Genomic DNA, 26450 nt, shown 5'->3' with positions numbered 1-26450 from the left:
CGGGGGCGGGGGACGGCCGACCTAGGCTCGATCATGATCCTGACGGCGCATCACGGCTGGTCAGGCGGTTGAGCCGAGGGACGATGACGACGTACCGATACACCCTGGCCGAGCTGCGCGGGCAGCTCCGGCAGTTGGTCCTCACCGGGGCGGCGATCGCACTGGGGGTGGCCTTCCTGATCACCTCGGTCAGCGGCAGCGGAGCCCTGGTCGACTCGTTCAGCCAGACCGCCGCCGCCGAGGTCGGGCCGGCCGACGTCCAGGTGACCGGGGCGCAGGCACAGGGCCCGCTGGAGCCCGGGACGGCCGACCGGGCGCGACAGGTGCCCGGGGTGGCCGCGGTGTCGGCGCGGCTGGTCGGCCGGGGTGGGGTGCTGACCTCCGCCGGGCGGCCGCTGGACGAGCCGGCCGTGGTCAGCTCGATCGCGGCCGACCCGGCACTGCGCTGGCAGCTGCTCAAGGACGGCCGGTGGCCGGCCGGCCCCGGCGAGGTCCTGCTCGACGCCGACACCGCCCGGCGGGTCGACGCCCGGCCCGGCTCGGAGGTCCGGCTGACCCGTGCCGACGGCACCACCGGCACCGTCCGCCTGGCCGGCACCCTGGACGGCCGCGGCGCGCCCAGCCTCGCTGGGAGCCCGGTCGTCGCGGTGCCGGACGACGCCGTGGCGCACTACGCGACCGGCGTCGGCACCGCCCGGCTCGACCTGCGCCTCGCCCCCGACGCCTCGCGCTCGCAGACCGCCGAGGCACTGCGGCAGGCCCTCGGCGGCGGGGCCGAGGTCCGCACCCACGACGCCTCCGTCGCCGAGGCGACCCGGCAGAGCAGGACGCTCTACGGGGTGGTGCTGATCGCCGCGCTGTCGTTCGTGCTGATCGCCCTCGCCGTGGCGCGCATGGTCGTCGGCAACACCTTCTCCGTCGTCCTCGCCCAGCGGACCCGCCAGCTCGCCCTGCTGCGGTGTGTGGGCGCCGACCGGGCCCAGGTCCGGCGGCTGATCCGCCGCCAGGGGCTGCTGCTCGGCGCGGGCGCGTCGGCCGCCGGGGTGCTGCTCGGGACGGGGCTCTGCGCCGCGGGCACCGTGCTGGCCGGCACCGCCGACCTCGGGCCGGTCCGCCTCTCCCTCACGCCGTCCCCGCTCACCTGCGTGGCGGCCGGGATGTTCGGCGTCCTGCTCACGGTGCTCGCCGTGCGCGGACCGGCGAAGGCCGCCTCGGCGGTGCCGCCCGTCGCAGCGCTCGGGGGCGCCGCCGGCGGCACCACCGGCGGCGCCGGGCTGCGCGCGGCGGCGCTGTCCGTGCTGCTCCTGGCGGCGGGCGCCGCGCTGCTGGTGGCCGGGGTGGTGGCAGGGCCGCCGCTGTCGCTGCTGGCCGTCACGCTGGGCGCGATCAGCAGCTTCTTCGGGGTCCTGCGGCTCTGCCACCGCCTGCTGCCGGCGGTCGTCGCGGGGCTGGGCGTACCGGTGCGGCGGCTCTGCGGGACGGCGGGCAGGCTCGCCACCCAGCAACTGCGGCTGAACCCGGCCCGCACCGGCGCCACCGGATCGGCCCTGCTGCTCGGCGTGACGGTGATGGTGAGCGCCGTCACCGCGCTGGAGATCACCTCCAACTCCCTCATCCCGGCCGTCTCCGCCCGCCAGCCCGGCGTCTTCTCGGTGACCGCCCCCGGTGGCGCCCCGCTGCCGGCCGGGACGCTGACCGCGCTCGGACGGGAGCGGACGCTCGGCGTCACGCCCGTCCGCTCGGCCACGCTGGAGATCGACGGCCGCAGCACGCTGGTGGCGGCGGCCGACCCGGCGCTGCTCGGCCCGGCCACCGACGGGGCCGACCGGGCCCGGGCGCTGGCCGGCGGCACCGCACTCAGCGGCTTCGGCGACGACGGACCGGCCGGCCCCGGCGGGAACGGTGAGCACGTGGTCGCCGGCCGGGCGGGAGCGCCCGCCGTCACCCTGCGGATCGAGCCCGGCCGCAGCGCGCTGCCGTTCGTGCTCCAGAGCGGGGCCGTCCTCTACGTCACCCCGGCCACCCTGGAGCGGCTCGCCCCGGGGGCGGCCGTCACCACGGCCTGGATCAGCCCCGCCGCCGGGGCCGACCGGCTCGCCGCCCGCCAGGCGATGGACCGGGCCCTGGACGGGCAGCCGCAGCTCACCGTCACCGACACGGCCGCGCAGGCCGAGGGCCTGCGGTCGCTGCTGGACCGGATGATGCTGATCAGCATGGCCCTGCTCGGCTTCTCCGTGGTGATCGCCGGCCTCGGCGTCGCCGCCACCCTGATGCTCAGCGTCAGCGAACGCTCCCGGGAGATCGGAATGCTGCGCGCGATCGGGATGTCCCGGCAGCAGCTGCGCCGGATGCTCACCCTGGAGGCGGTCCTGCTGGCGCTGGCCGGCGCCCTGGTCGGCACCGGCCTGGGCCTGGCCTACGGCTGGGCGGCAGCCCGGTCCGTCACCTCGACCCTGGGCACGGTCGGCGGGCCGCCCGTCCTCCTGGTGCTCGCGGCCCTGGTGCTCACCGTGCTGACCGGCCTCGCCGCGGCCGTCCTCCCGGCCCGCCGGGTGGGGCGGATGACGGTGGTGGACGCGTTGCACACGGCGTGACTTCGCCGGGCCCGGGGCCCGGGGTTCCACGGGCCCCGGCGGTGGCGGTGGCGCACAGCGGCGGCGAACCGCCGCGGCCGGGCGCCCCAGCCTCCCTAGCCCGCCGCGCCGTCCGGGTGGTCGGTGGCGTCATCGAAGGCCGGGTCGTAGGGGGCGGGCCTGGCCGGGGAGACCAGGACGCGCTGGACCCTCGGCCTGGTCCGCCAGTTGACCCGCCGGACGTCCCGGGCCAGGGCGCCGGGCCGCCAGAGCTCGACGGCGACGGTGACCGCCCCCAGCACGAACCCGGCGGCCAGCCACCCGCCCAGGACGTCGCTCGGCCAGTGCACCCCGAGGGCGATCCTGGTCCAGCCGATCGCCAGTACCGTCACCGCGGCGACGGCGCAGGCGGCGATCCGCCCGCCGCGCCGGGTCTGCGACCAGAGCAGCCCGGCCAGCACGGCGCAGGCGATGGTGGAGGCCATCGCGTGCCCGGAGGGGAGAGCCGGGCCGCCGGCGTGTGAGACCGGGTCGGTGAAGGACGGCCGCTGGCGGTCGAAGGCGAGCTTCAGCGCCCACTGCGCGCCCCAGCCGACCAGGGTCTGTGCCACCACCCAGCCGGCCAGCACCCGTGCGCCGATCAGCCAGAGCCAGAGCGCGGCGAGGCCGAGCAGCGTTCGCATGGTGATCGTGCCGCCGATGTCGGAGAGCGTCTGTACCGAGGCGGTCCAGGCCGTGTGCTCCCGGGCGTAGCGGTGCGTGCTGTCGATCCACGCATGGTCGAACCGGGCGAGCGGGTGCCACCCGGTCTGCACGAGCGCCGCCAGGATGCCGAACAGCACGGCACAACCGGTCGCGAGCGCCACGTGCCGGCGAAGGTGCCGGCTACGCGGGGTGATGGGCGACGAGCTGTTGGTCAGGTGCATGGCTGACACCTTCCCAGTGCGGTGTGCCCAGCGGGCGCTCGACCGATAGCGATTTGGCATCTTTTGTGCGGAGGACCTGCGTGCGCCGGGGCGTGGGTGCGGGCGGAATCCCGGTGGCGTGGGAACGCGGGCGGCGGCCCGGGGGTTCACGAAGGAAAGGGGTGGAGCGGTGAAGGGGCTGCGAAGGGCTGGGCGCCGCGCCGCTCCGAACCGGTCACCCGATAGACACCCGATGCACCCGAGTGGTCACCCTCCGTCCATGACCGGGGTGAAAACCGGCAGGATACTGCATCGCTGGAAGAATCTGAGCGACTTGGGAATGTTGTCCGGAATCTGTTCGTTGGATCGTTACGTGTGAGCCCCGTGGGGCCCGCACTTCTTGCCCTCTCAGGGCAGGCAGGCAGACCTCGGCAACACCAGCAAAGGGAGCAAGCATGGCCACCCGTGCCGTCGTTCGCGACAGGGCCGACCGGACTCGCGCGGCCCGCCCGACCAACCTTGAGGCCGACCGTGACCTGGTCGGTATGTACCTCGACGAGATCGCCAGGACGCCCCTGCTCGATGCCGCCGAGGAGGTCGAGCTCTCGCTGCGGATCGAGGCCGGCGTGTACGCCCAGCACCTGCTGGACGGAGGAGAGCTGCCCAAGGGCGTCGAGCGCGAGGAGCTCGAAGCGATAGCCGAGGATGCCGAACGCGCCAAGGACGTCTTCATCCGCTCCAACCTCCGTCTCGTGGTCGCCGTCGCCCGTCGCTACCCGCGCAGCGGACTGCCGCTCCTGGACCTCATCCAGGAGGGCAACGCCGGCCTGGTGAGGGCGGTCGAGAAGTTCGACTACGCGAAGGGCTTCAAGTTCTCCACCTACGCGACCTGGTGGATCCGGCAGGCGATCACCCGGTCGATCGCCGACCAGTCGCGGACGATCCGCCTGCCCGTCCACCTGGTCGAGGAGCTGGGCCGGATCCGGAGGGTGCAGCGCGAGAAGTCCAAGGAGCTGGGCCGCGAGGCCGAGCCGGCCGAGATCGCGGCCGAGCTGGACACGACCGAGGCGCGGATCAAGGACGTGCTGGACTGGGCGCGCGACCCGGTGAGCCTCAACATGTCCGTCGACGACGAGGGCGAGACCCAGTTCGGTGACCTCGTCGAGGACACCGGGGCGACGTCCCCGGAGGACGCCGTGATGGTCATGCTCCGCCGCGAGGAGCTGGACGACCTGATCGGGCGGCTGGACGACCGTACGGCGTCGATCATCAGGTCCCGGTACGGGATGGAGGACGGTCGCGAGCGGACTCTGACCGAGGTCGGCAAGCAGCACGGGCTGACCCGCGAGCGGATCCGCCAGATCGAGAAGCACGCGCTCGCCGAGCTGAAGAAGATCGCCGACCATGCGGGCTTCGAGGCCGCCTGAAGGCCTGCGGGCCTCCTCGGCCGCCCCGACTGCTGTGCCCGGGCCCTGGTGCGGAACGCGCCCCGCACCAGGGCCCGCCTGCGTGTCCGGACGGTGGGCCGGCGCCGGGCCGGTCCCGGCGCCGGGAGCTTCTAGGCTGGAGGAGTGGACAACGTGCAAGACGGAGGCCGACCGGTGACCGAGCAGAAGCCCGTGCAGAACGGCGCGCCGACCGAGGACCAGGACCGGACAGCGACCACGGACCCCGCGCCGACCACGGACCCCGCGCCGACCGAGGCCCCTGCCACCCCCGCCGCCGAGGCGGCGCCCAAGGCCCGGCTGGTCTTCCGCGACCCGTTGGACCAGCAGTCCCGGGACGACAGCGATACCGGCTGGGGCGACCGCCCGGCCGCGGGGGAGAGCAGTGGGCGGGGGCTGGACTGGTACCTGAGCCAGCGCCCGCCGCACCACGGCGACTGACCGGGGCCCGGGGCGCGCCGAGCCGCGCCGGACCGCCCTGAACCGAACCGCCCTGAACCGGACCGAGCGGCCCGGCAGCGCGGCACAGCTCAACTCGATTTTCGGCACAGCTCAGCGCGGCGCAAAGCGGCTCAGCGCTGCTGCGTGACCAGCGCATCGCGGATCTGGGTGAGCAGGACGACCTCCTTGGCCTCCGCCTCCGCCTGGATCTCGGCAAGGGTCTTGCGCTTGGCGGTGTACCTGCTCATGGGCAGGATCAGGCAGAAGTAGACGACGGCCGCGGTGATCAGGAACTGCAGGGCCGCGCTCAGTACGGAGCCCCAGAGGATCAGGATCCCGGACGTGGCCTCGCCGGTCGCGCTCAGCTCACAGGGGCCCTTGATGCAGGACGTGTAGGCGTTCAGGTCCTTGGGGCCGAATGCGCCGACAATCGGATTGATCACGCCCTTGACGAAGGCGTTGACAATGTTGGTGAATGCCGCGCCGATGACCACGGCGACGGCGAGATCGACGACATTTCCACGCAGCAGGAATTCTTTGAAGCCTTTCATGTCGCGTGAACGGCGAAGTCGTTGTCCGGTTACGGGTGATCTTCGCCGCCCTCCGATTGACAACCCGATTGGTGGACGGGCGCGGCTCCGGGCGGCGACAGGCCCGCCCATGCGGGCCCGGACGCCAGTGCCGCGGCCGCGGCGAGCAGGAGCAGCGCGGGCAGCCCCGGCCGGTGCCACAGGGCCTGCCGGAGCCGGTGGAGCCGGCCGGACCCGCGCCGGATCGGCGGGAACGACGGCACCTCCCGCCGTGGCGGGACGGCGGGCGCGGGGAGCGGGAACGGAAGGGGGAGGCTCGTGGTCGTCATGGGTACCGCCGGTGGTCGCAGGGCGCCGGCCCGGGGTGGGCCGGCTTCTGATGACGCACACTCTGGGCAGCTCGCAGGTCCGACGGAAGGCCTTTCCCGGAACCTGTGGACAACCCGGGGCTGTGGATGAACTCCGCCACCCGCGCGGGCTAATTCAATGGCCGCGTGAATTCCATATGACCGCAGGAGGCCCCATGGCCGCAGGAATGCCCCATGACCGCGGGGGCGCAAGAGGGATCGGGGAGCGCGATAGGGCCCGGGAATACAAAAGGGGAAGGCCGGGAACGCAAAAGGCCCGCCGGCCCCGCCGGAGCGGGGTCAACGGGCCTTTCGAAAGCCTGGGATCAGCCGGCCGACTTCGCCGCGGCCGCCGGAGCGGGGCTCGCCGCGGGGGCGGAGCCGCCCGAGGACGAGGCCGGGGCGGTCGACGAGGACGAGGTCGACGAGGACGAACCCGCGCCCACCGAGCTGGTGGAGGACGAGCGGCTGTCGGTCCGGTAGAAGCCGGAACCCTTGAAGACCACACCCACGGCCGAGAAGACCTTGCGGAGCCGTCCCTGGCAGTCGGGGCACGTGGTCAGCGCCTCGTCGGTGAACTTCTGCACCGCCTCCAGGCCGTTGCCGCACTCGGTGCACTGGTACTGGTACGTGGGCACTTGTCTTCCTCCTGGCACTCTCGCCTGATGAGTGCTAACGATGGTCAATGATGCGGCATTCCGCTGCATCAGTCCAGCGACTCGAATGTGAGATGAGCCGGGGGTCGCCGTGTGGCGACCCCCGCGTGAGTGCTGTAAGCGCTCGGCTCAGCCCTTGGCCGCACCCACCAGCTGCCGCGTCACGGGCCGCTCGCCGCCGCCCGCGACCACCGTGCTCGTGGCGCTCGGCGCGACCAGCAGGTGCCGCAGCACGACCAGAGCGACCAGGCCCAGCCCGGCGCCGGCCACCGGCACCAGGAACCCGGCCGACGGCCCGTGGCTGTCGATCAGCCGCCCGGCCACCGTGGAGCCGGTCGCCAGGCCGAGGCCGATGGCGCCGGTCAGCCAGGTGAAGGCCTCCGTCTTGGCGCCGTCCGCGACCAGCGTCTCGACCAGGGTGTACCCGGTGATCAGCGTGGGTGCGATGGCCAGGCCGCAGACGAGGCCGGCGACGGACAGCGCGACCAGGTTGGGCATCGCCCAGAGCGTCGAGCACCCCAGCACCAGCAGCGCGTAGCTGGCCAGCAGCCGCTGCTGGGCGGCCCGGCGCCAGGCGATCATGCCGTAGAGCACACCGGCCAGCATCGAGCCGCCGGCGAAGATCCCGTACACCGTGCCGTTGGCACCGGGCTGGCCGACGGACTCGGTGAAGGCGGTCACCGAGACCTGCATCCCGCCGAAGACGGTGCCGACGCCCAGGAACGCGCCGGCCAGCAGCCGGACACCGGGCGAGGAGAGCGCCGAGACGCGGCGGGCCCCTGGCTGGTGCGGGTGCCGGGCGGGGGCGGTGCGGCGCTGCGCGGCGAAGGCGAGCCCGCCGGCGACGGTCAGCGCGGCCTCGGCGATCAGCCCGGCCGAGGGGTTGACCGAGGTGGCGATGGCGCTGGCCAGCACGGGGCCGATCACGAAGGTGAACTCGTCCGTCACCGACTCGAAGGCGAACGCGGTGTTCAGCTTGGCCGCGGGCGCACCGTCGGCGGAGAGCTTGGCGACCCAGCGGGAGCGCACCATCGCGCCGATCTGCGGCACGCTGGCGCCGGCCGGCGCGGCGGCCAGCAGCAGGGCCCAGACGGGGGCGTGGCCGAGCGCCAGTGCGATCAGCGCGCCCACCGAGACGGCGTGCACGATCACGCTCGGCACCAGGACGGCGGCCTGGCCGTACCGGTCGGCCAGTCGGCCGGTCTGCGGGCCGACGAGCGCCTGGGCGACGGCCGAGACGGCCGCGACGGTGCCGGCCGTGCCGTACGAGCCGTGGGTGTCGAAGACGAGCAGCAGGATGCCCAGGCTGAGCATGGCGTACGGGAGCCGCGCGGCGAAGGCGGGCGCCAGGAACGTCCAGGCGCCCGGGGTGCGCAGCAGTGCGCCGTACCCGACGCGGGCGGGGGCCTCGGTGGCGGACGCGGTGTCCGGCGAGGTGCCCGAGGGGGCGTCCATCGGGACGCCGCTGTTGTCGACCGTTCGGCGGGCCGTCACGGTCGGTCCTTCCTGCTGCCTGGTAGCGCGGAAGGGGCATGGGGTGGCCCCGACGGCGCCGAGAGTCGTCCTCTCGCGCGTCGACCGGGGTAGTTACCGGGCCGGCCCGGCGTGGTTTCCGGGGGTCTGGCCGCGGCCGCCGAGCGGTCGCGCCAACTCTGCGTCAGGCAGATGCTGGGTGTGTATCAACCATCATACATATACGCGCGTAGATGTCGCGCTTGCCTCCACAGTACAGGGCATGTCCAAAATTGTCCTGCCAATTGAAGGTGAACGCTGGACGAACCCTTCAGGACCCCTGCCCGCGGCGCCCCAGGGCCCTCGCCCGCGGCGCCCCAAGGCCCGCGCCACGGGGCGAGGACCCGGGGCCCCTGCCCGCGGCACCCCGGGGCCTCGCCCCGTGGCGCTCCCGGCCCCGCACGCGACGCTCAGGCCCCCCGCCCGTACAGCCACCCGGCGAGCTTGCCGCCCTTGTCCACGGCCCGCAGCCGCCGCTCCGCCGCCTCGCTCACGTCGTCCGTGGTGACCACCAGCAGTTCGTCACCGCCGCGCAGCACGGTGGCCTTGTCCGGCACGAAGCTGCTCCCCTCGCGGACGACCAGGGTGACCGCCGCGCCGGCCGGCAGCCGCAGCTCGCCGATCTCCACGCCCGACATCTTCGAGTTCGGGGACAGTGCCACCGACAGCAGGTGCCCGTGCAGCTTCTCCAGCGGGGCGGACTCGATGCCGAGGTCCTGGCCCATCGAGCCCTCGCCGATCCGCAGCCACCTGGCGACCAGGGGCAGGGTCGGCCCCTGGAGCAGGGTGAAGACCACGACCAGGATGAAGACGATGTTGAAGACGTCCTGGGCCATCGGCGCGTCCGCCACCATCGGGATGGTGGCCAGCACGATGGGCACCGCCCCGCGCAGCCCGGCCCAGCTCAGCAGTGCCTGTTCGCGCGCGGGCAGCTTGAACGGCGTCAGGGTCAGCACGACCGAGAGCGGCCGCGCCACGAAGACCAGGACGGCACCGATCACCAGCGCGGGCACCACGGCCGAGCCCATCGTCTCGGGGGTGCAGAGCAGGCCGAGCAGCACGAACATGCCGATCTGCCCGATCCAGGCCAGGCCGTCGGCGAAGCCGCGGACGGCCGGGCCGTGCGGAAGCTTGGCGTTGCCGAGGATGACGGCGCTGATGTAGACGGCGAGGAAGCCGGAGCCGTGCAGCAGCGCGCCGCCCGCGTAGGCGAGCACGGTGAGCGCCATGACGGCGATCGGGTAGAGGCCGGAGGACGGCAGCGCGACGTGCTTGATCCCGAACGCGCCGATCTTGCCGACCGCGAAGCCGACGGCCGCGCCGATGGCCAGCTCGGCGACGATCGTGCCGGCCAGCACGTACCAGGAGTCCAGTTCGCCGGTGGTGGCGAAGGCCACGACCAGGATGACCACGGGCGCGTCGTTGAAGCCGGACTCGGCCTCCAGCAGGCCGGTCAGCCGGTGCGGCAGCGGCACCATCCGCAGGACGGAGAAGACGGCCGCGGCGTCGGTCGAGGAGACGATCGCGCCGAGCAGCATGGAGGTGCGCCAGTCGAGGCCGACCAGCCAGTGCGCGCCGGCGGCGGTGACGAAGACGCTGACCCCGACGCCGACGGTGGCGAGCACCGTGGCGGCCGGCATCACCGGTCTGACCTCACGCCAGCTGGTCTTGAGACCGCCCTCGGCGAGGATCACCACCAGGGCGGCGTAGCCGAGCACCTGGGTCAGCGCGGCGTTGTTGAAGGAGACGCCGAGGCCGTTCTGGCCGAGCGCGACGCCGATGCCGAGATAGATCAGCAGGCTGGGCAGTCCCGACCGGGTCGAGATGCGCACGGCGACCACCGCGACCAGCAGGATCACGGAGAACTCGAGGAGCAGCTGGTTCAGGTGGTCGACATTCACGCAGGGGCACCTCGGGCAGGCTGGGGGCGGGCGGGGTGTCTGACGGCGGTGAGGCCGAAGGAGTCGACCGGAAGGTGAGGCGGGGCCGGGAAGGCCGATTGCTCCCCTTGCGGATCGTTACTCAGTCTAACATTTTGCCATATCTTTAGCTTCGCCCGTGACATCGGCCTCCGCCTCCGCTCCCCGGAAGCTTCTCCGGCGCTTCTCTGACCTCCGCAGATCCCACCGTGAGCGTCCCCCGTGCACGCCCGCCAGCCGAGTCGGCCTAATGTGGTGCCCTGTCATGGCCGAGTGCCCTGGACACGCCCACCTGCTCCCCAGTCGAGGACCGCAAGGACCCAGATGCCCCGCTCGAAGAAGTTCCGGCGCGCCCGTCTGATCGTGATCGTGCTGGTCGTGCTGCTGGTGGCCGGCACCGGCTACGGCGGCTACCAGGGGGTGGCCGCGGTCCGCGCGTCATTCCCGGAGGTCGACGGCAGCGTCAAGGTGGCGGGCCTGAGCGCGCCGGTCGACGTCAAGCGGGACGCCAACGGCATCCCCCAGCTCTACGCCGACACCAGCGAGGACCTCTTCCGCGCCCAGGGCTACGTCCAGGCCCAGGACCGCTTCTGGGAGATGGACGTCCGACGGCACATCACCGCGGGCCGCCTCTCCGAGATGTTCGGTGACAGCCAGGTCGAGACCGACTCCTTCATCCGCACCATGGGCTGGCGCCAGGTGGCGCAGAAGGAGTTCGACGAGAAGCTCACGCCCGAGACCAAGAAGTACCTCCAGGCCTACGCGGACGGCGTCAACGCCTGGCTCGGCGAACACCCGGGCGGCCAGAGCGCCTCGCTGGAGTACACGCTGCTCGGCGTCGTCAACGGCGGCTACAAGCCCGAGCAGTGGGCGCCCGTCGACTCGGTGTCCTGGCTGAAGGCGATGGCCTGGAACCTCTCCGGCAACCTCCAGGAGGAGATCGACCGCTCGCTGCTCGCCCAGGACTTCAGCCCGGAGAAGATCGCCGAGCTCTACCCGGAGTACCCGTACGCGAGCAACGGCACGATCGTGAAGACCGGCACCGTCAGCGGCGACACCTACCGCCCCGCCGACAGCTCCGGCCAGGCCAACGCCGGCGCCGCCGGTACCGCCGCCCAGGGCGCGGCCGCCACCAAGGCGACGCTCAAGGACATCACCGACCGGATCGACGCGATGCCGCAGTTGCTCGGCCGCCAGGGCCAGGGCATCGGCTCCAACTCCTGGGTGGTCGCCGGCTCGCACACCACCACCGGCAAGCCGCTGCTGGCCAACGACCCGCACCTGGGCCCCGGCCTGCCCTCGGTCTGGTACCAGATGGGCCTGCACTGCCGCACCACCTCGGCCGCCTGCCAGTACGACGTCTCGGGCTTCACCTTCGCCGGCATGCCGGGCGTGGTGATCGGCCACAACAAGGACATCGCCTGGGGCTTCACCAACCTGGGCGCCGACGTCACCGACCTCTACCTGGAGAAGGTCACCGGCCCGGAGACGTACCTCGTGGACAACAAGGAGGTGAAGTTCGCGCTGCGCAAGGAGACCATCAAGGTCGCCGGCGGCGAGGACCGCACCATCACCGTCCGCACCACCCAGACCGGCGCCCCGCTGATCTCGGACCAGAGCACCGAGCAGCAGAACGTCGGCAAGTACGCCCCGAACGGCACCGCCGCCCCCGACCGCGGCACCGGCGGCTACGGCGTCGCCCTGCAGTGGTCGGCGCTCAACCCCGGCAAGACCATGGACGCCGTCTTCGCGCTGGACCGCGCCAAGAACTGGGAGGAGTTCCGGGGCGCCGCAAGGGACTTCGCCGTCCCCGCGCAGAACCTGATCTACGCCGACGCCTCGAACATCGGCTACCAGGCCCCCGGCGACATCCCCGTGCGCGGCAAGGGCGACGGCAGCTACCCCGCCCCCGGCTGGGACTCCGCCTACCAGTGGAAGGGCTCCATCCCCTTCACCGCCCTGCCCTACAGCTACAACCCCTCCGTCGGCTACATCGTCACCGCCAACCAGGCCGTGGTCGACCCGTCGTACAAGTACCTGCTGACCAAGGACTGGGAGTACGGCACCCGGGCCAAGGAGATCACCGACCAGATCGAGCTCAAGCTCAGGAACAACGGCCGGATCTCGCCCGACGACATGCAGGAGATGCAGCTCGACAACACCAGCATCCTCGCGAAGAAGCTGGTCCCGCTGCTGCTCAAGGTGCCGATCGACGACCCGTACGTGCGTGAGGCGCAGGACCTGCTGAAGGACTGGAACTACCACCAGGACGCCGACTCGGCCGCCGCCGCCTACTACAACGGCGTCTGGCGCCAGCTGCTCAGCCTCTCCTTCGGCCAGAAGTTCCCGGCCGACCTGCGGGCCGAGGACAACTGCCTGCTGGTCCGCCGGCAGACCGACCCGACCAAGCCGGACAGCAGCTCCCAGATCGTCACCGAGTGCGGCACCCGCGACCCGGGCAAGGCCCAGCCGGACGGCGGCGACCGCTGGACCGAGGTGGTGCGCCAGCAGCTCGACAGGCCCGACAGCAGCTGGTGGACGTACATCGACTCGCAGCACAAGGAGCAGAAGGGCCTCGACAACCTGCTCGCCGAGGCCATGAAGAACGCCCGCCAGGACCTCACCTCGCTGCTGAGCAAGGACATCTCGACCTGGAGCTGGGGCCGACTGCACAAGCTGACCCTGCGCGAGCAGACCATGGGCACCGACGACTCCTCGATCGCCTCCGGCGTCGTCCACAAGCTGCTCAACCGCGGCCCGTACCGCCTCTCCGGCGGCTCGGCGGCGGTCGACGCGGCGGGCTGGAACGCGGCGGCCGGCTACCAGGTGGACTGGATCCCGTCGATGCGGATGGTGGTCGACCTGAGTGACCTCGACGCCTCGCGCTGGATCAACGTCGGCGGCGCCTCCGGGCACGCCTTCCACCCCAACTACAACGACCAGACCGACCTCTGGCTCGGCGGCAAGCTGCTGACCTGGGCCTACTCGCCGGACGCGGTCGAGAAGGCGGCCAAGCACAAGCTGGTGCTGACCACCGGCTGACCCACCGCACGACCGTGGCCCCGCCCTCCCCGCTCCGGGGAGGGCAGGGCCACGGTCGTGTTCGGGCCCGACGGCCAGGACCTAGCCCAGCCGGTGCAGCCCCGACGGCGTGAGCGCGGCGTCCACCGGCAGGTCGTGCGGCTCGGCCGGCACGCTCGCCAGCAGCTCGTGCTCGTACAGCAGCACGGCCAGCAGGGGGCGCACCCCGGCCCGCCCCAGCCGGGCCAGCACCCGGTCGTACGAGCCGCCGCCCCGGCCCAGCCGCAGCCCCTGCCGGTCCGCCGCCAGGCCCGGCAGCAGCACCAGCTCCGCCCCCGTCACCGCCTCCGGTCCGAGCCGGCCGCCGACCGGCTCCCAGAGCCCGCGCCCGGCCGGGGCCAGCGCCCCCGGGCCCTCGTAGGCGGCCCAGTCCAGGTCGTTGTCGGCCAGCAGCACCGGCAGCAGCACCCGCACCCCGCGTGCCAGCAGCGCGTCCAGCAGCGGCCGGGTGCCCGGCTCGGCGCCGACCGACACGTACGCGGCCACCGTGGCACCCGGCGCGGCCAGCTCCCCGGCGTGCCCGGCCAGCGCCTGCGCGGCCGCCTCCCGGGCCTCCGGCGACAGCGCACGCCGCTGCGACAGCAGCCGTGTCCTCAGCGCGTTCTTCTCGTTGTGCATGGGATGCTCCACGGCTCGATCCTTCACGGCCCGATCCTCCCCGGTTCGGTACTCCCCGGCTCTGTGCGGGCGACGCCCAGAGCCTGACACGCGGAAGGCGCCCCGATGTCCACCCCGCTGCTGGTCCAGGCCCTGGCCGCGCTGAGCGTCCCCGCGCTGGCCGGCGCCACCGTGCTCGGCCTGCGACTGCGCCGCGGTGAGCGGGGCGGGGCCGCCCGCGAGGCCGCGCTGCGCGAGCGGGCCGCCGCGCTGGAGGCCCGCTGCGCCGAGCTGGAGCGCACCGCCTCCTGCGACCCGCTCACCGGCGTCTGGAACTACCGGCACCTGCAGCTCACCCTGGACCGGGAGATCGAGCGCGCCCGCCGCGCCGAGCAGACCGAGCAGCAGGAGGGCCCGCGCCCGCTGGCCGTGCTGCTGCTGGAGATCGCGGGCTTCGAGGCGGTCATCGCCGAGCACGGCCGGGCTCGGGCCAACGCGGTGCTGCGCGACCTCGCCCAGCGGCTCGGCATGGAGATCCGCCGCTCGGACACCTTCGGCCGGTACAGCGGCGAGGAGTTCCTGGCCGTGCTCCCGGACACCGGTGCCGGGGGCGCCGCGCAGGTCGCCGAGCGGCTGGTCTGGTCGGTCCGGCGCCACCTGCTGCTGGACTGGTCCTCCGGCCCGCGCGAGGACCGCCGCCCGCACGGCAACGGGCTGACCGCCGCCGTCGGCCTCGCGGTGCTGCCGGAGGACGGTACCCACGCCGCCGTCCTGCTCCGGGTCGCCGACCGCGCCCTCGCCGAGGCCCGGGCGGCAGGCGGGGACTGCTGGCGCGGAAGGGTCCCTCCGCGGTCGGAGGGCAGCTCCGATGCCGAGCGTGACCGTTCGGGAAAGGCGGGTAGTCTGTCGGCCTGTGCCGGAGGGGACACCCTCGCCTCTCCCGTCACTTCCCCCCTGCCTGCCATCGTGGCCGGGCCCAGCGACGCGCTGTCATCACCGGTCAACCGCGCTCGGCCAGGCGTAAACATGCCTTAGTAAGGTAAAACGCATGACGACGACCAGCTCTCGAGTGCCGGTAACCAAGGCCGTGGTCCCCGCGGCCGGACTGGGTACCCGCTTCCTCCCGGCGACCAAGGCGACTCCGAAGGAGATGCTGCCGGTCGTCGACAAGCCTGCGATCCAGTACGTCGTCGAGGAGGCGGCCGCCGCCGGGCTGTCCGACATACTGATGGTTACCGGCCGTAACAAGCGCGCCCTCGAGGACCACTTCGACCGTGCCTACGAGCTGGAGGAGCTGCTCGCCCGCAAGGGTGACCAGGACCGCCTGCGCCGGGTCCGCGAGTCCGTCGACCTGGCCAACATGCACTACGTCCGCCAGGGCGACCCCAAGGGCCTCGGCCACGCCGTCTCGGTCGCCGAGCAGCACGTCGCCGGCCAGCCCTTCGCCGTCCTGCTGGGCGACGACCTGATCGACCCGCGCGACCCGCTGCTCGCCCGCATGATCGAGGTCCAGCAGGAGCTCGGCGGCTCGGTCGTCGCGCTGATGGAGGTCGACCCCTCCCAGATCCACCTGTACGGCTGCGCGGCCGTCAAGGCCAACGGCTTCGGCGAGGACGTCTTCCAGGTGACCGACCTGGTCGAGAAGCCCGAGACCGCCGACGCCCCGTCGAACTACGCCGTCATCGGCCGTTACGTCCTCGACCCCTCGGTCTTCGACGTGCTGCGCGAGACCCCGCCCGGCCGCGGCGGCGAGATCCAGCTCACCGACGCCCTGCGCGAGCTGGCCACCCGCGAGCCGGAGGTCGGCGGCCAGGTGCACGGCGTCCTCTTCAAGGGCCGCCGCTACGACACCGGCGACCGCGCGGACTACCTGCGCGCCATCGTCCGACTGGCCTCCGAGCGCGAGGACCTCGGCCCGGAGTTCCGCTCCTGGCTCCGCGAGTTCGTCGCCTCCGAGCTGCAGGACTGACCTACCGAACAGAGAGCGAGTGAGCCGATGACCGGGTCCACGGAAAGCAGCACCACCCCTGCCGCAGCCTGCTGCGAGGGGACCGCGGACCCGGCACCGGCCGCTCGCCCGGCCAGGCTCTGGACGGTCGACGAACACCTCGCCGACGTCCTGGCCACCGTCGGCCCGCTGCCCGCGATCGAGCTCCAGCTGCTCGACGCCCAGGGCTGCCGGCTCGACGAGGACGTGCTCGCCGACGGCGACCTGCCGCCCTTCGACAACAGCTCGATGGACGGCTACGCGCTCCGCACCGCCGACACCACCGGCGCCACCGCCGCGTACCCCTCGGTGCTCGCGGTGGTCGGCGACATCGCCGCCGGCGCCGGCGAACTGCCGAAGGTCGGCCCCGGCCAGGCCGCCCGGATCATGACCGGCGCCCCCGTCCCGCCCGGCGCCCAGGCCGTCGCCCCGGTCGAGTGGACCGACGGCTCCACCGGCAGCGGGCAGGCCGCCGACGCGATGACCGCCGCCGTCGAGGACGAGGAGGTCCGGGTGCTGCGCCCGGTCTCCGACGGTGCCCACATCCGCCGCCGCGGCAGCGACGTCGCGGCCGGCTCGCGGGTGCTGGAGGCCGGCACCTGGCTCGGCCCCGCCCAGCTCGGCCTGCTCGCCGCGATCGGCCGGGCCACCGTCAAGGTCCGCCCGCGCCCGCGCGTGGTCGTCCTCTCCACCGGCAGCGAGCTGGTCCAGCCCGGCGAGCCGGTCGGCCCGGGCCGGATCTCCGACTCCAACAGCTTCACCCTCACCGCCGCGGCCCGCGACGCCGGCGCCATCGCCTACCGCGTCGGCGGCGTCCCGGACGACGCGGCGCGGCTGCGCGCCGTCCTGGAGGACCAGGTCGGCCGGGCCGACCTGATCGTCACCAGCGGCGGCGTCAGCGTCGGCGCGCACGACGTGGTCAAGGAGGTCTTCGAGTCCTACGGCGGAGTCGACTTCCGGCGGCTGCGGATGCAGCCCGGCAAGCCGCAGGGCTTCGGCCGGATCGGCGCCGGGGTTCCCCTGATGGCCCTGCCCGGCAACCCGGTCAGCGCCTACATCTCCTTCGAGCTCTTCGTCCGCCCGGTGATCCGCACCATGCTCGGCGCCGCCGACGTCCACCGCCCGGTGGTCCGCGCGCTCTGCCCCGCGACGCTGCGCTCTCCGGCCGGCCGGCGGCAGTTCCTGCGCGGCCGGTACGACGCGGCGGCCGGCGTGGTCGAGCCGGTCGGCGGGGCCGACTCCCACCTGGTCGGCGCGCTGGCCCGGGCGGACTGCCTGATCACCGTCCCCGAGGACGTCACCGAGCTGCCCGCAGGCAGCGAGGTGGACGTCGTCTTGCTCGGCGGCTGACCAGCCGGCGCGGCGGGCCGTCTCGCGGACGCGGCCCGTCCCACGCCCCGGCCGGGACGGGGGGTACGGTAGCGCGGTATTCGACCTGCGCGCCCCCTGGAGCACCCGTGAGCACCTCACCCCCCGGCGACCGCCTCACCCATGTCGACGACCAGGGCGCGGCCCGGATGGTCGACGTCTCCGAGAAGGCGACCACCGCGCGCACCGCCGTCGCGGCCGGCCGGGTCCGGGTCTCCCCGCGCGTGGTCGAGCTGCTGCGCGGCGAGGGCGTGCCCAAGGGTGACGCCCTCGCCGTCGCCCGGATCGCCGGGATCATGGGCGCCAAGAGGACTCCGGACCTGATCCCGCTCTGCCACCCGATCGCGGTCTCCGGCGTCAAGGTCGACCTCTCCGTCGCCGACGACGCGGTCGAGATCACCGCCACCGTGAAGACCGCCGACCGCACCGGCGTCGAGATGGAGGCGCTCACCGCCGTCGCGGTGGCCGGCCTCACCGTGATCGACATGGTCAAGGCCGTCGACAAGAGCGCCACCATCGAGTCCGTCCGGGTGCTCAGCAAGACCGGTGGCAAGAGCGGTGACTGGTTCACCCCGGAGGCGGGCGCATGAGCGAGCCGGGCATGCGCGCGCTGGCCGTCACCGTCTCCAACCGGGCCTCGGCCGGCGTCTACCAGGACAAGGGCGGCCCGCTGCTGGTGGCAGGCCTGCGCGCGATGGGCTTCACCGCCGACGGCCCCGAGGTGGTCCCCGACGGCGAACCGGTCGAGGCGGCCCTGCGGGCGGCCGTCGCGGCCGGCTACGACGTGGTGCTGACCACCGGCGGCACCGGCATCTCCCCGATGGACCTGACCCCCGAGATGACCGCCAGGGTCATCGACCGGCAGGTCCCCGGCATCGCCGAGGCCATCCGGGCCCACGGCCGCGCGAAGGTCCCGACCTCCGCGCTCTCCCGCGGGCTGGCCGGCCTCGCCGGACGTACCCTGATCGTCAACCTGCCGGGCTCGACCGGCGGCGTCAAGGACGGCCTGGCCGTCCTGGAGCCGCTGCTCGCCCACGCCGTCGACCAGCTCGGCGGCGGGGACCACCCCCGGCCCGACGCACCTGCTTCCGGGAGAGCGCACTGAACGCCGGCTGGCCGGTCGAGCTCCACGAGGGGGACGTCGCGCTGCGCCCGATCAGGGTGCGCGACCAGCGTGAGTGGCAGGAGGTCAGCCGGCGCAACCGGGACTGGCTGCGCCGCTGGGAGGCCACCGTGCCGCCCGGTCCGGCCGGCCAGGGCGCCGGCCCGCGGCCCACCTACCGGCAGATGGTCCGCTTCCTGCGCGGCGAGGCCTCGGCCGGGCGGATGCTGCCCTTCGTGGTGCTCCACAAGGGCCGGCTGGTCGGCCAGCTGACCGTGGGCGGGATCACCTGGGGTTCGATGTGCTCGGCCAATGTCGGCTACTGGGTCGACGAGGCGGTGGCCGGCCGGGGCATCATGCCGACCGCGGTGGCGCTTTCGGTGGACCACTGTTTCCGCACGCTCGGACTGCACCGGATCGAGGTCTGCATCCGCCCGGAGAACGGGCCGAGCCGGCGGGTGGTGGAAAAGCTCGGCTTCCGCTCGGAGGGAATGCGGCCGCGCTATCTGCACATCGACGGCGACTGGCGGGACCACCTGGTGTACGCGCTCACCGCGGACGAGGTCCCCGAGGGGATGCTGGAGCGCTGGCGGGCGCTCAGTTCCGGGCGCGGCCGCAGGAATTGAATACATGTTCGAAAGAAATATCGATATGGCATCGGCGTGGCGACGGACGGGCACAAATACCGGCAAAATAGTCGGAGAATCAGCTTGATCACACGACACGCCGTGCCAAATTGCTGCCAGGCCTTCCCCGGCGCCCGTACGGTGTGAAACGTGAGCAGTAGCGGCCTTATCTACGCCGTCATCGTAGGGGCCTGGGCCGCCTATCTCGTGCCGATGTGGCTCCGCAGGCAGGACGAGCTCAACGAGGCGCGCCCGACGGAACGCTTCAGCACCGCCATCCGCCTGCTGGCCGGGCGTTCGGCGCTGGAGCGGCGGGCATCCCGGGCCCTGGGCGACGAACCGCGTGACGACGAGCAGAGCAAGGACGGCCCTCCCGGACGGGACGAGGCCGACTCCGGCGACCCCGGGAACGGCCCCGCGGAGGATCGGGCGGAGGGCCCGGCGGACGATCCGGCCGAGCGGCCCGTGGAGCACCCCGCCGGGCACCCGGCCGACCGGACGGGCGAACGCGCCGCGGAGCGCGCCGCCGAACGCGCGGCCGAGGAGACCGCCGAGCGTCGGGCCGGGGTCGAGCGCCGGGCACGGCTGCTCGCCCGGCGTCGCCGGATGGTCAGCGTCCTCTTCCTGGCGTTCGCGCTCGGCGCGGTCGTCGCGGCGGTGGCCGGTCTGGCCTTCCTCTGGGTCCCCGCCGTGCCGGCCGTCCTCCTCACCCTCTACATCGGCCACCTGCGCAAGCTGGAGCGCCAGCGGTACGAGGTGAAGCTCGACCGCGCCCGGGCCGCCCAGGCCGCCGAGCGGCTGCGCAAGCGCGAGCAGCAGCGCGCCGAGGCCCGCCCGGCCGAGGAGCCGGTGCCGGACGCCCCCGCGGAGCCCGTCCGCGGCCGCCCGCACCTGCGGCTCGCCACCGGGCCGGCCCCGGCCGATCCCGCCCCGGCCACCGGCTCCGCCTCGGCGTCCGCCGTGGCGGAGGCGACCGAGCACGAGGAGTGGGTCGACGGCATGCGCGAGCGCGGCGCGGCCGGCCCGGACTCCTGGGAGCCCGTGCCCGTCCCGCTGCCGACCTACGTCACCGCTCCGGTGGCCCCCCGGGTCACCCGAGGCCTCGACCTGTCGGCCCCCGGTACCTGGACCGCCGGCCGCCCCACCGAGGCCCGCACCACTCCGCTCTTCGACCAGTACGCCGAAGCCCCGGCCCCCGAGACCCGCCCCCGCGCCGCCAACGAATGACCGCGCCGGGCGCCGACCAGGACGGCGTCCCGGGGGGTGGTCACAAGCCCCCTCCGAAAGGTGCTAAAGTTTCTTCTCGTTGGGGCTGTGGCGCAGTCCGGTAGCGCACCTCGTTCGCATCGAGGGGGTCAGGGGTTCGAATCCCCTCAGCTCCACCCAACAGGAAGTCCCGCCCGATCATCAGATCGGGCGGGACTTCTGCGTTGTGGGGGCGTAGGCGCCGGACGGCGGGTCAGGCGCTCGGGGCGGGGCGCCGGTTCGGCGGCGTGACGATGATCACTCCTGTGGGGCGGAAACGGCCGAGGGCCGGGCGGAGCGGGTGCTCCGGCCGGCCCTCGGGGGGTGGGCGGGGTCCGTCAGGGCTGCCCCGAGCCCGCGTAGGGGCCCGGCTGCGGGGCGCCGGCCTGCGGCGGGACGGTGCCGTAGCGGGCCGGACGGTGGCCGCGCGGGTGGCGGGTCAGGGTGTAGCCCGCGACGCCGGCCAGGGCGGCCAGGGCGCCGCCGGCGAGGGTCCAGAACCAGCGGCTGTTCCAGCCGGAGAACCAGCCGGTGTACCAGTGGTCCTCGGGCTCCGCCGGCGCGGCCGCCTTGGCGGTCGCGGCGCCGCCACCGGCCGGCGGGACGAGCGGGGCCTTGAGCTCGCCGCCCTCCGGCTGGGCGTTGTCCGCGTCGCCCTTGGCGGCGACGTGCAGCTGGACGGAGGCGGCGAGGCCGAGGTCGGGCTGCGGGACGTCGGAGACCGAGAGACGGACGTAGTAGGTGCCGGGCAGCGGGTCGCCGGACCACGGCTCGGCCCAGGAGCGAACCTCGCGCAGGGTGCAGTTCAGGGTGAGCGACGCCGCGGTGGGCTCGGCGGTCGCGTTCTGGGTGCCGGCGGTGCAGGACTGGCGGCGGCGCAGCCCGTCGAAGACCTCGACGCTCCAGGTCTGCGGGCCGTGCCGGTCGGTGGAGGGGGCCAGGTTGACGGTCAGGCCGACCGTCGGGGTCTGGCCCTCGGAGGCGCCGAACGCCCAGTACAGGTAGTCGCCGGTGGAGGCGGCGACGTTGGCGTCCTGGCGGGCGGCGAGGTTGATCGCGGTCAGGAAGGACGTCCCGGCCTTGGTGACGGGGGCGGGGGTGCCGCTCGCACTGGGCGAGGCGGACGGGGAGGCGGCGGAGGCGGCCGGGGCCGCGACCACGAGGGCCGGGAGCAGGGCGAGCCCGGCCAGGGCCTTGCGGAAGGAGCCGCGGGTCGTCGAGTTGGGCATGATCAGTTCTCCCGCCAGACAGCGATCCGCCAGCGTGCGATCCAGCCGAAGAGCAGGCCGGTCAGCAGGCCGGCCAGGGTGAGCACCAGCAGCAGGATCCAGCCGCGGCCGAGACCCATCGCCGGGCCGTCCGGGGCGGGCGAGGCGGCGGTCAGGTCGACCGTCAGTTCCAGCGGCAGGCCGGGCTCGGCCTGGACGCCGGGCTGGCCGGCCAGCGAGTTGCTGACGACCAGGCAGACGGTGGTCTCCGGCTTGCCGCTCGGGGAGGCGGAGGGCGTCGCGGAGGCGTAGCCCTTGGAGTCGTCGGTGGACCAGCGCAGGCCGGTGGAGACCACGTCGGTCCGGCCGCTGCCGGCGTCGGTGCCGCGGACCAGTTCCTGGCCGGCGGTGCTGGTGGCCTGGAGCAGGACCCCGTAGTCGCGGGCCACGGCCCGGTCCACGGAGACGCTGACCGAGGCGCGCAGCTCCTGTCCGGCCTTGACCGGGACGCGGTAGACGCGGTGCTCGGAGAACTTCTCCCGGTCGCTGTAGACGCCGGGGGTCAGCACGGGCGCGCTCTCGCACTTGTCGGTGCCCGCGGTCTTGACCGGCGTCACGGTGTAGGTGTCGTTGGAGCGGTCGACCAGCTGCTTCACCTTGTCGGTGAGCTGCTCCTGGGTGCGGACATCGGTGTAGGTGCCGCCGGTGGCGTTGGCGATGCAGAGCAGCTGCTGACGGGTCTTGTCGTCGTGCGCCAGGCCCAGGGTGTCGACCACCAGGTGGATGCCCTGGGCGGCCAGCTCGCGGGCCACGTCGCACGGGTCCGGCGGGGCGCAGGAGTCCTCGCCGTCGGTGATCAGCACCACCCGGCGGGTGGTCTCGCCCTTGCCGAGGTCCTGGGCGGCGCCGCGCAGGGCCAGGCCGATCGGGGTCCAGCCGGTCGGGCGCAGCGTGGCGACGGCCGTCTTGGCCTCGACCTTGTTGGTCTTGCCGACCGGGAAGAGCTGCTTGGTGTCCTGGCAGCCCTGGGCCTTGTCGTCGCCGGGGTAGTTGGCGCCGAGGGTGCGGATGCCGAACTCGGTCTCCGCGGGCAGGGCGTCGATCACCTCGTTGAGGGACTGCTGGGCCACCGCGATGCGGCTCTTGCCCTGGATGTCGGCGGCGCGCATGGAGCCGCTGACGTCCAGGACGAGGTCGACCCGGGGGGCTTCCTTGCCGGCGGAGCCGGCTGATGGTTCGTCGGCATGGGCGGGCAGGCCGCTGAGCAGCGCACCGCCTGTTATCGCCAGGGCGGCCAGCAGGCTGCCGAGCCTGGCCTTGGGTCGTCGTCCGGTAGTCACCCGCCAGATCCTAGGGATCATCAGTTCGCCGTGGCCAACGCGGTCCGGTGTGCGGGCGGCCGGGATCCGGCGTGAACTCCCGGGCGCCGGTGGGCGATCGGGCGCCGGGTGCCGAAGGATGGGCCGAAGGGTGTGGAGAGGAATGTGGAGGGGGTGCGGAGGCAGTGCGGAGGGGGCCGGAGGGGGTCCGGGCAATACGGGACACACCGGTGAGAAGAGCCGATAAATATGGATAGTGCTCGTTAGGGTGACGAAAAGGGCTCCGGCGTCGCCGTACCGGCACGCTGCCCCGGCCGGTATGTCCGACGGAGTGGAAGGACCCGCACGTGAGCAACCTCTTCGCGATCGCCTACCCGGATCCGGCCACCGCCCAGGCGGTGCGCAACGAGGCGGTCGGCCTGCAGACGCGGAAGCTGATCGACCTGGAGGACGCGGTCGTCGTGGAGCGCCGCGAGGACGGCCCGCTACGGGGGCCGGATCATCCAGACCTCGCTCTCCGCCGAGGCCGAGGCCGAGGCCGAGCTGAGGGCGACCGTCGAGGCGTCCCGGCCGCAGAGCGCCCAGGCCTCCGTCTGAGCCACCGGCCCACCTGACCAGCCGCTCACGTCGGGGCGGACGGGCCCGGCCGCCCGTCCGCCCCGATCGCCGTCGTACGACGGCCCACCCACCACCAGCGCAGCAGGGACACACAGGACGGTCCGTGGCGACACCCTCCGCCGTGACGAGAAGCGCCGGCCGGCCTCGCCGGACGGTGCCCACCCGGCGCAACACCGAACTCGCGCTGGTCCTGGCCGCCGTGCTGATCGCCGTCTTCGGCTACGCCGAGGTCGGCGTCAACGTCGACGGCACGGTGCCCGCCGACGCGGCCGAGTACGGCGCCGCGCTCGGCGTGCTCGCACTGCTGGCGCACGCCGTGGTCCGCTGGAAGGCGCCGTACGCGGACCCGCTGCTGCTGCCGATCGGCGTGCTGCTCAACGGGACCGGCCTGGTCGTCATCTACCGTCTGGACCGCGCCACGGCGGGCAGCGGCGCGGCGCCCACCCAACTGCTCTGGTCCACCCTCGGGGTGGGCCTGTTCATCGCCGTCGTCCTGCTGCTGCGCGACCACAAGCGGCTGCAGCGCTACGCGTACATCGGCGCGCTGGTGGCGCTGGTCCTGCTGGTGCTGCCGATCTTCTTCCCGCCGGTGTACGGCTCGCGCATCTGGATCACGATCGGGCCGCTCTCCTTCCAGCCGGGGGAGTTCGCCAAGATCCTGCTGGCGGTCTTCTTCGCCGCCTACCTGGCGGTGCACCGGGACGCGCTGGCGCTGACCGGCCGCCGGGTGCTCTGGTTCCAGCTGCCGCGCGGGCGGGTGCTCGGGCCGGTGCTGCTGATCTGGGCGGCGTTCGTCGGCGTCCTCGTCCTGGAGACCGACCTCGGCACCTCGCTGCTCTTCTTCGGCCTCTTCGTGGTGATGCTCTACGTGGCCACCGCGCGCAGCGGCTGGATCGCGATCGGGCTGTTCCTGGCCGCGGTGGCGGCGGTCGGGGTCGGCTGGCTCTCGCCGCACGTGCACAGCCGGGTCAACGACTGGCTGGACCCGCTCGGCTCGATCGCGGCCGGCCGGGGCGCCAACCAGATCGCCCAGTCGCTGTTCGCCTTCGCCTGGGGAGGAGAGCTGGGCGCCGGGCTCGGCAACGGGCACTCCGTGCTGATCGGCTTCGCCGCCAAGTCCGACTTCATCCTCGCCACCATCGGCGAGGAGCTGGGCCTGACCGGGCTGATCGCGCTCTTCCTGCTGTACGCGCTGCTGGTCTCCCGCGGGTTCCGGACCGGCATCGCGCTGCGCGACCCGTTCGGGCGGCTGCTGGCGATCGGGCTGGCCGCGATCGTCGGCCTCCAGGTGTTCGTGGTCGCCGGCGGGGTGCTGGACCTCATCCCGCTGACCGGGATGACGCTGCCGTTCGTCGCCCAGGGCGGCTCCTCGGTGGTGACCAACTGGATCATCGTCGCGCTGCTGGTGCGGATGAGCGACCTCGCCCGCCGGCCGGCCCCCGGGGAGGCCTGATGGCGCTGGGCCGCGGCAGGGGCAACGGGCCGCAGGGCCGGCCCGGGATCTCCGTCACCGGACGCCGGGCGGGCACCTTCTGCCTGCTGCTGATCGGGGCGCTCTGCGTCCAGGCCACCCGGGTGCAGGTGTTCCAGGCCAAGGAGCTGGACCACAACCCGGCCAACCAGCGGCTCACCATCGAGCGGTACTCCCAGCCGCGCGGCAACATCCGGGTGGGCGCCGACAGCGTCACCGGCTCGAAGCCGACCGGCGGCCGGTACGACTACAAGCGCACCTACACCGACGGGCCGCTGTACGCGGCCGTCACCGGGTACTCCTCGCAGGCGTACGGCAACACCCAGCTGGAGGGGACGGAGGACGACCTGCTCTCCGGCACCGACAGCCGGCTGGCGAGCTGGGCCGTCTGGGACGCCATCGCGCGGAAGCAGAACCCGGGCGGTGACGTCCACACGACGATCGACCGGGCCGCCCAGCAGGCCGCGATGCGCGGGCTGGGCGGCCAGAAGGGCGCGGTCGCCGCGATCGAGCCCGCCACCGGCCGGATCCTGGCGCTGGCCAGCACGCCCTCGTACGACCCGGGGAGCTTCGCCGGCTCCTCCGCCGCGGACCAGGCGGCCTGGAACGGGCTGCAGGCCGACCCGGACCAGCCGATGCTCAACCGGGCGCTGCGCCAGACCTACCCGCCGGGCTCGACCTTCAAGGTGGTCACCGCGGCGGCCGCGCTGCAGAACGGCGTGGTCTCCGACATCGACGCGCCGACCACCGCGCCGTACCCGTACGTGCTGCCGGGCACCACGACGCCGCTGGTCAACGACACCTCGGCCTGCGACGAGCCGGGGCAGTCGCTGGACACCGCGATGGTCCTCAGCTGCAACAGCGTCATGGGCTACCTCGGAGTGCAGGTGGGGCTGGACAGGATGGTGGCGACGGCCGAGGACTTCGGCTTCAACGACGCCAGGCTGGACGTCCCCGTCCGGGCGGCGCGCTCCAACTTCGACACCGCGATGAACCAGTCCCAGGTGGCGCTCTCCTCGATCGGCCAGTTCGACACCGCGGCCACCCCGCTGGTGATGGCGATGGTCGCGGCCGGGGTCGCCAACAACGGGACGGTGATGCATCCACAGCTTGTGGACAAGCTGACCAGGAGCGACGGCACCACCGTGCAGGTGATGCGTCCGGAGGTGTACCGGCGGGCGATGAGCCCGGCGGTGGCCGGGCAGGTGCAGAAGCTGATGACCGACGTGGTGGAGAACGGCACCGGGCGCAACGCCCGGATCGCCGGCGCGGTCGTCGGCGGCAAGACCGGCACCGCCCAGCACGGGGTGGACAACACCGGGACGCCGTACGCCTGGTTCATCTCCTGGGCCGCGCCGGCCGGCTCGAACGACGTGCCGCCGGTGGCCGTCGCCGTGGTGATCGCGGACAGTGACGCCACGGACGTCACCGGTGGCGGTCTCGCGGCGCCGATCGCGCGCTCGGTGATGCAGGCCGTCTTGGGCAGCTGACGGTGCCCAA

21 protein-coding genes and 1 tRNA gene are annotated in these 26450 nt (G+C 73.5%); 14 read left to right on the top strand and 8 right to left on the bottom strand.

Translation table 11 applies throughout. The features are described 5' to 3' along the window. The first annotated feature begins 83 nt into the window (after nucleotides 1–83). The gene (locus ACZ5WK_RS16665; protein ID WP_465548148.1) at nucleotides 84–2594 is read left to right on the top strand and encodes an FtsX-like permease family protein; all 2511 of its coding nucleotides are present in this window, start codon (nucleotides 84–86) and stop codon (nucleotides 2592–2594) included. Nucleotides 2595–2689: 95 nt separating this feature from the next. On the opposite strand, the gene ACZ5WK_RS16660 is transcribed toward ACZ5WK_RS16665, so the two are convergent. After that, a complete protein-coding gene (locus tag ACZ5WK_RS16660; protein WP_465548147.1) occupies nucleotides 2690–3499 on the bottom strand; it encodes a phosphatase PAP2 family protein in 810 nt (269 codons plus the stop codon). Between the two features lie 434 nt (nucleotides 3500–3933). Here ACZ5WK_RS16660 and ACZ5WK_RS16655 point away from each other — a divergent pair, with 434 nt between their 5' ends. Then, a complete protein-coding gene (locus tag ACZ5WK_RS16655) occupies nucleotides 3934–4905 on the top strand; it encodes a sigma-70 family RNA polymerase sigma factor (protein ID WP_396324494.1) in 972 nt (323 codons plus the stop codon). A gap of 174 nt (nucleotides 4906–5079) precedes the next feature. Further along, nucleotides 5080–5364 carry a hypothetical protein gene (locus tag ACZ5WK_RS16650; protein ID WP_465548146.1) on the top strand — a complete coding sequence of 95 codons (285 nt, stop codon included), beginning with the start codon at nucleotides 5080–5082 and terminating at the stop codon, nucleotides 5362–5364. Nucleotides 5365–5495: 131 nt separating this feature from the next. Here ACZ5WK_RS16650 and mscL read toward each other — a convergent pair whose 3' ends face one another. The 4 genes from mscL to ACZ5WK_RS16630 form a co-directional block, all read right to left on the bottom strand. Continuing rightward, entirely contained in the window at nucleotides 5496–5915 is a 420-nt protein-coding gene (gene mscL, locus ACZ5WK_RS16645) for a large conductance mechanosensitive channel protein MscL (RefSeq protein WP_465548145.1), read from the bottom strand. A 652-nt stretch (nucleotides 5916–6567) separates the two neighbouring features. Continuing rightward, complete coding sequence (locus ACZ5WK_RS16640; RefSeq protein WP_465548144.1) at nucleotides 6568–6879, bottom strand: FmdB family zinc ribbon protein; 312 nt, start codon at nucleotides 6877–6879, stop codon at nucleotides 6568–6570. Between the two features lie 147 nt (nucleotides 6880–7026). Continuing rightward, nucleotides 7027–8352, bottom strand: a complete 1326-nt coding sequence (locus ACZ5WK_RS16635) for an MFS transporter (RefSeq protein ID WP_465548211.1) — start codon at nucleotides 8350–8352, stop codon at nucleotides 7027–7029. 467 nt (nucleotides 8353–8819) lie between these two features. Continuing rightward, nucleotides 8820–10310: a potassium/proton antiporter gene (locus ACZ5WK_RS16630; protein ID WP_396324491.1), complete on the bottom strand. Its 1491-nt coding sequence runs from the start codon at nucleotides 10308–10310 to the stop codon at nucleotides 8820–8822. Between the two features lie 342 nt (nucleotides 10311–10652). On the opposite strand from ACZ5WK_RS16630, the gene ACZ5WK_RS16625 reads away from it, so the two are divergent. Next, nucleotides 10653–13370, top strand: a complete 2718-nt coding sequence (locus ACZ5WK_RS16625) for a penicillin acylase family protein (RefSeq protein WP_465548143.1) — start codon at nucleotides 10653–10655, stop codon at nucleotides 13368–13370. 81 nt (nucleotides 13371–13451) lie between these two features. On the opposite strand, the gene ACZ5WK_RS16620 is transcribed toward ACZ5WK_RS16625, so the two are convergent. After that, nucleotides 13452–14027 carry a 5-formyltetrahydrofolate cyclo-ligase gene (locus ACZ5WK_RS16620; RefSeq protein WP_465548210.1) on the bottom strand — a complete coding sequence of 192 codons (576 nt, stop codon included), beginning with the start codon at nucleotides 14025–14027 and terminating at the stop codon, nucleotides 13452–13454. Nucleotides 14028–14132: 105 nt separating this feature from the next. Between ACZ5WK_RS16620 and ACZ5WK_RS16615 the strand changes: the two genes are divergently transcribed. The 8 genes from ACZ5WK_RS16615 (at nucleotide 14133) to ACZ5WK_RS16580 (ending at nucleotide 20471) form a co-directional block, all read left to right on the top strand. Then, on the top strand, nucleotides 14133–15041 hold the full coding sequence (locus ACZ5WK_RS16615; protein ID WP_465548142.1) for a GGDEF domain-containing protein: 909 nt from the start codon (nucleotides 14133–14135) through the stop codon (nucleotides 15039–15041). 13 nt (nucleotides 15042–15054) lie between these two features. Then, nucleotides 15055–15975, top strand: a complete 921-nt coding sequence (gene galU / locus ACZ5WK_RS16610) for a UTP--glucose-1-phosphate uridylyltransferase GalU (protein ID WP_396324488.1) — start codon at nucleotides 15055–15057, stop codon at nucleotides 15973–15975. A 27-nt stretch (nucleotides 15976–16002) separates the two neighbouring features. Then, nucleotides 16003–17343 (top strand): molybdotransferase-like divisome protein Glp, encoded by a 1341-nt coding sequence (glp, locus tag ACZ5WK_RS16605; RefSeq protein ID WP_465548141.1) that lies wholly within the window; start codon nucleotides 16003–16005, stop codon nucleotides 17341–17343. Between the two features lie 107 nt (nucleotides 17344–17450). Continuing rightward, on the top strand, nucleotides 17451–17951 hold the full coding sequence (gene moaC / locus ACZ5WK_RS16600; protein ID WP_465548140.1) for a cyclic pyranopterin monophosphate synthase MoaC: 501 nt from the start codon (nucleotides 17451–17453) through the stop codon (nucleotides 17949–17951). Then, nucleotides 17948–18466 (top strand): MogA/MoaB family molybdenum cofactor biosynthesis protein, encoded by a 519-nt coding sequence (locus ACZ5WK_RS16595; RefSeq protein ID WP_465548139.1) that lies wholly within the window; start codon nucleotides 17948–17950, stop codon nucleotides 18464–18466. Before moaC ends, ACZ5WK_RS16595 begins: the two co-directional genes overlap by 4 nt. Further along, nucleotides 18463–19089, top strand: a complete 627-nt coding sequence (locus tag ACZ5WK_RS16590; RefSeq protein WP_465548209.1) for a GNAT family N-acetyltransferase — start codon at nucleotides 18463–18465, stop codon at nucleotides 19087–19089. Before ACZ5WK_RS16595 ends, ACZ5WK_RS16590 begins: the two co-directional genes overlap by 4 nt. A 150-nt stretch (nucleotides 19090–19239) precedes the next feature. After that, on the top strand, nucleotides 19240–20316 hold the full coding sequence (gene sepX / locus ACZ5WK_RS16585; RefSeq protein WP_465548138.1) for a divisome protein SepX/GlpR: 1077 nt from the start codon (nucleotides 19240–19242) through the stop codon (nucleotides 20314–20316). A gap of 81 nt (nucleotides 20317–20397) precedes the next feature. Beyond that, nucleotides 20398–20471: transfer RNA gene (locus tag ACZ5WK_RS16580), tRNA-Ala, on the top strand. Nucleotides 20472–20672: 201 nt separating this feature from the next. Here the strand turns inward: ACZ5WK_RS16580 and ACZ5WK_RS16575 are convergent. Then, on the bottom strand, nucleotides 20673–21563 hold the full coding sequence (locus ACZ5WK_RS16575; protein WP_465548137.1) for a peptidase: 891 nt from the start codon (nucleotides 21561–21563) through the stop codon (nucleotides 20673–20675). A 2-nt stretch (nucleotides 21564–21565) separates the two neighbouring features. Then, nucleotides 21566–22882 (bottom strand): VWA domain-containing protein, encoded by a 1317-nt coding sequence (locus ACZ5WK_RS16570; protein ID WP_465548136.1) that lies wholly within the window; start codon nucleotides 22880–22882, stop codon nucleotides 21566–21568. Nucleotides 22883–23600: 718 nt separating this feature from the next. Between ACZ5WK_RS16570 and ACZ5WK_RS16565 the strand changes: the two genes are divergently transcribed. Together ACZ5WK_RS16565 and ACZ5WK_RS16560 are read left to right on the top strand one after the other, a co-directional pair. Next, complete coding sequence (locus ACZ5WK_RS16565; RefSeq protein ID WP_465548135.1) at nucleotides 23601–24932, top strand: FtsW/RodA/SpoVE family cell cycle protein; 1332 nt, start codon at nucleotides 23601–23603, stop codon at nucleotides 24930–24932. Next, nucleotides 24932–26440, top strand: coding sequence for a penicillin-binding transpeptidase domain-containing protein (locus ACZ5WK_RS16560; RefSeq protein WP_465548134.1), 1509 nt, complete (start codon nucleotides 24932–24934; stop codon nucleotides 26438–26440). The genes ACZ5WK_RS16565 and ACZ5WK_RS16560 overlap by 1 nt, the downstream gene beginning before the upstream one ends. Nucleotides 26441–26450 lie beyond the last annotated feature (10 nt).

It is taken from the genome of Kitasatospora sp. NPDC032757 (assembly GCF_055579305.1).
This window is presented reverse-complemented; position numbering and strand designations above follow the sequence as displayed.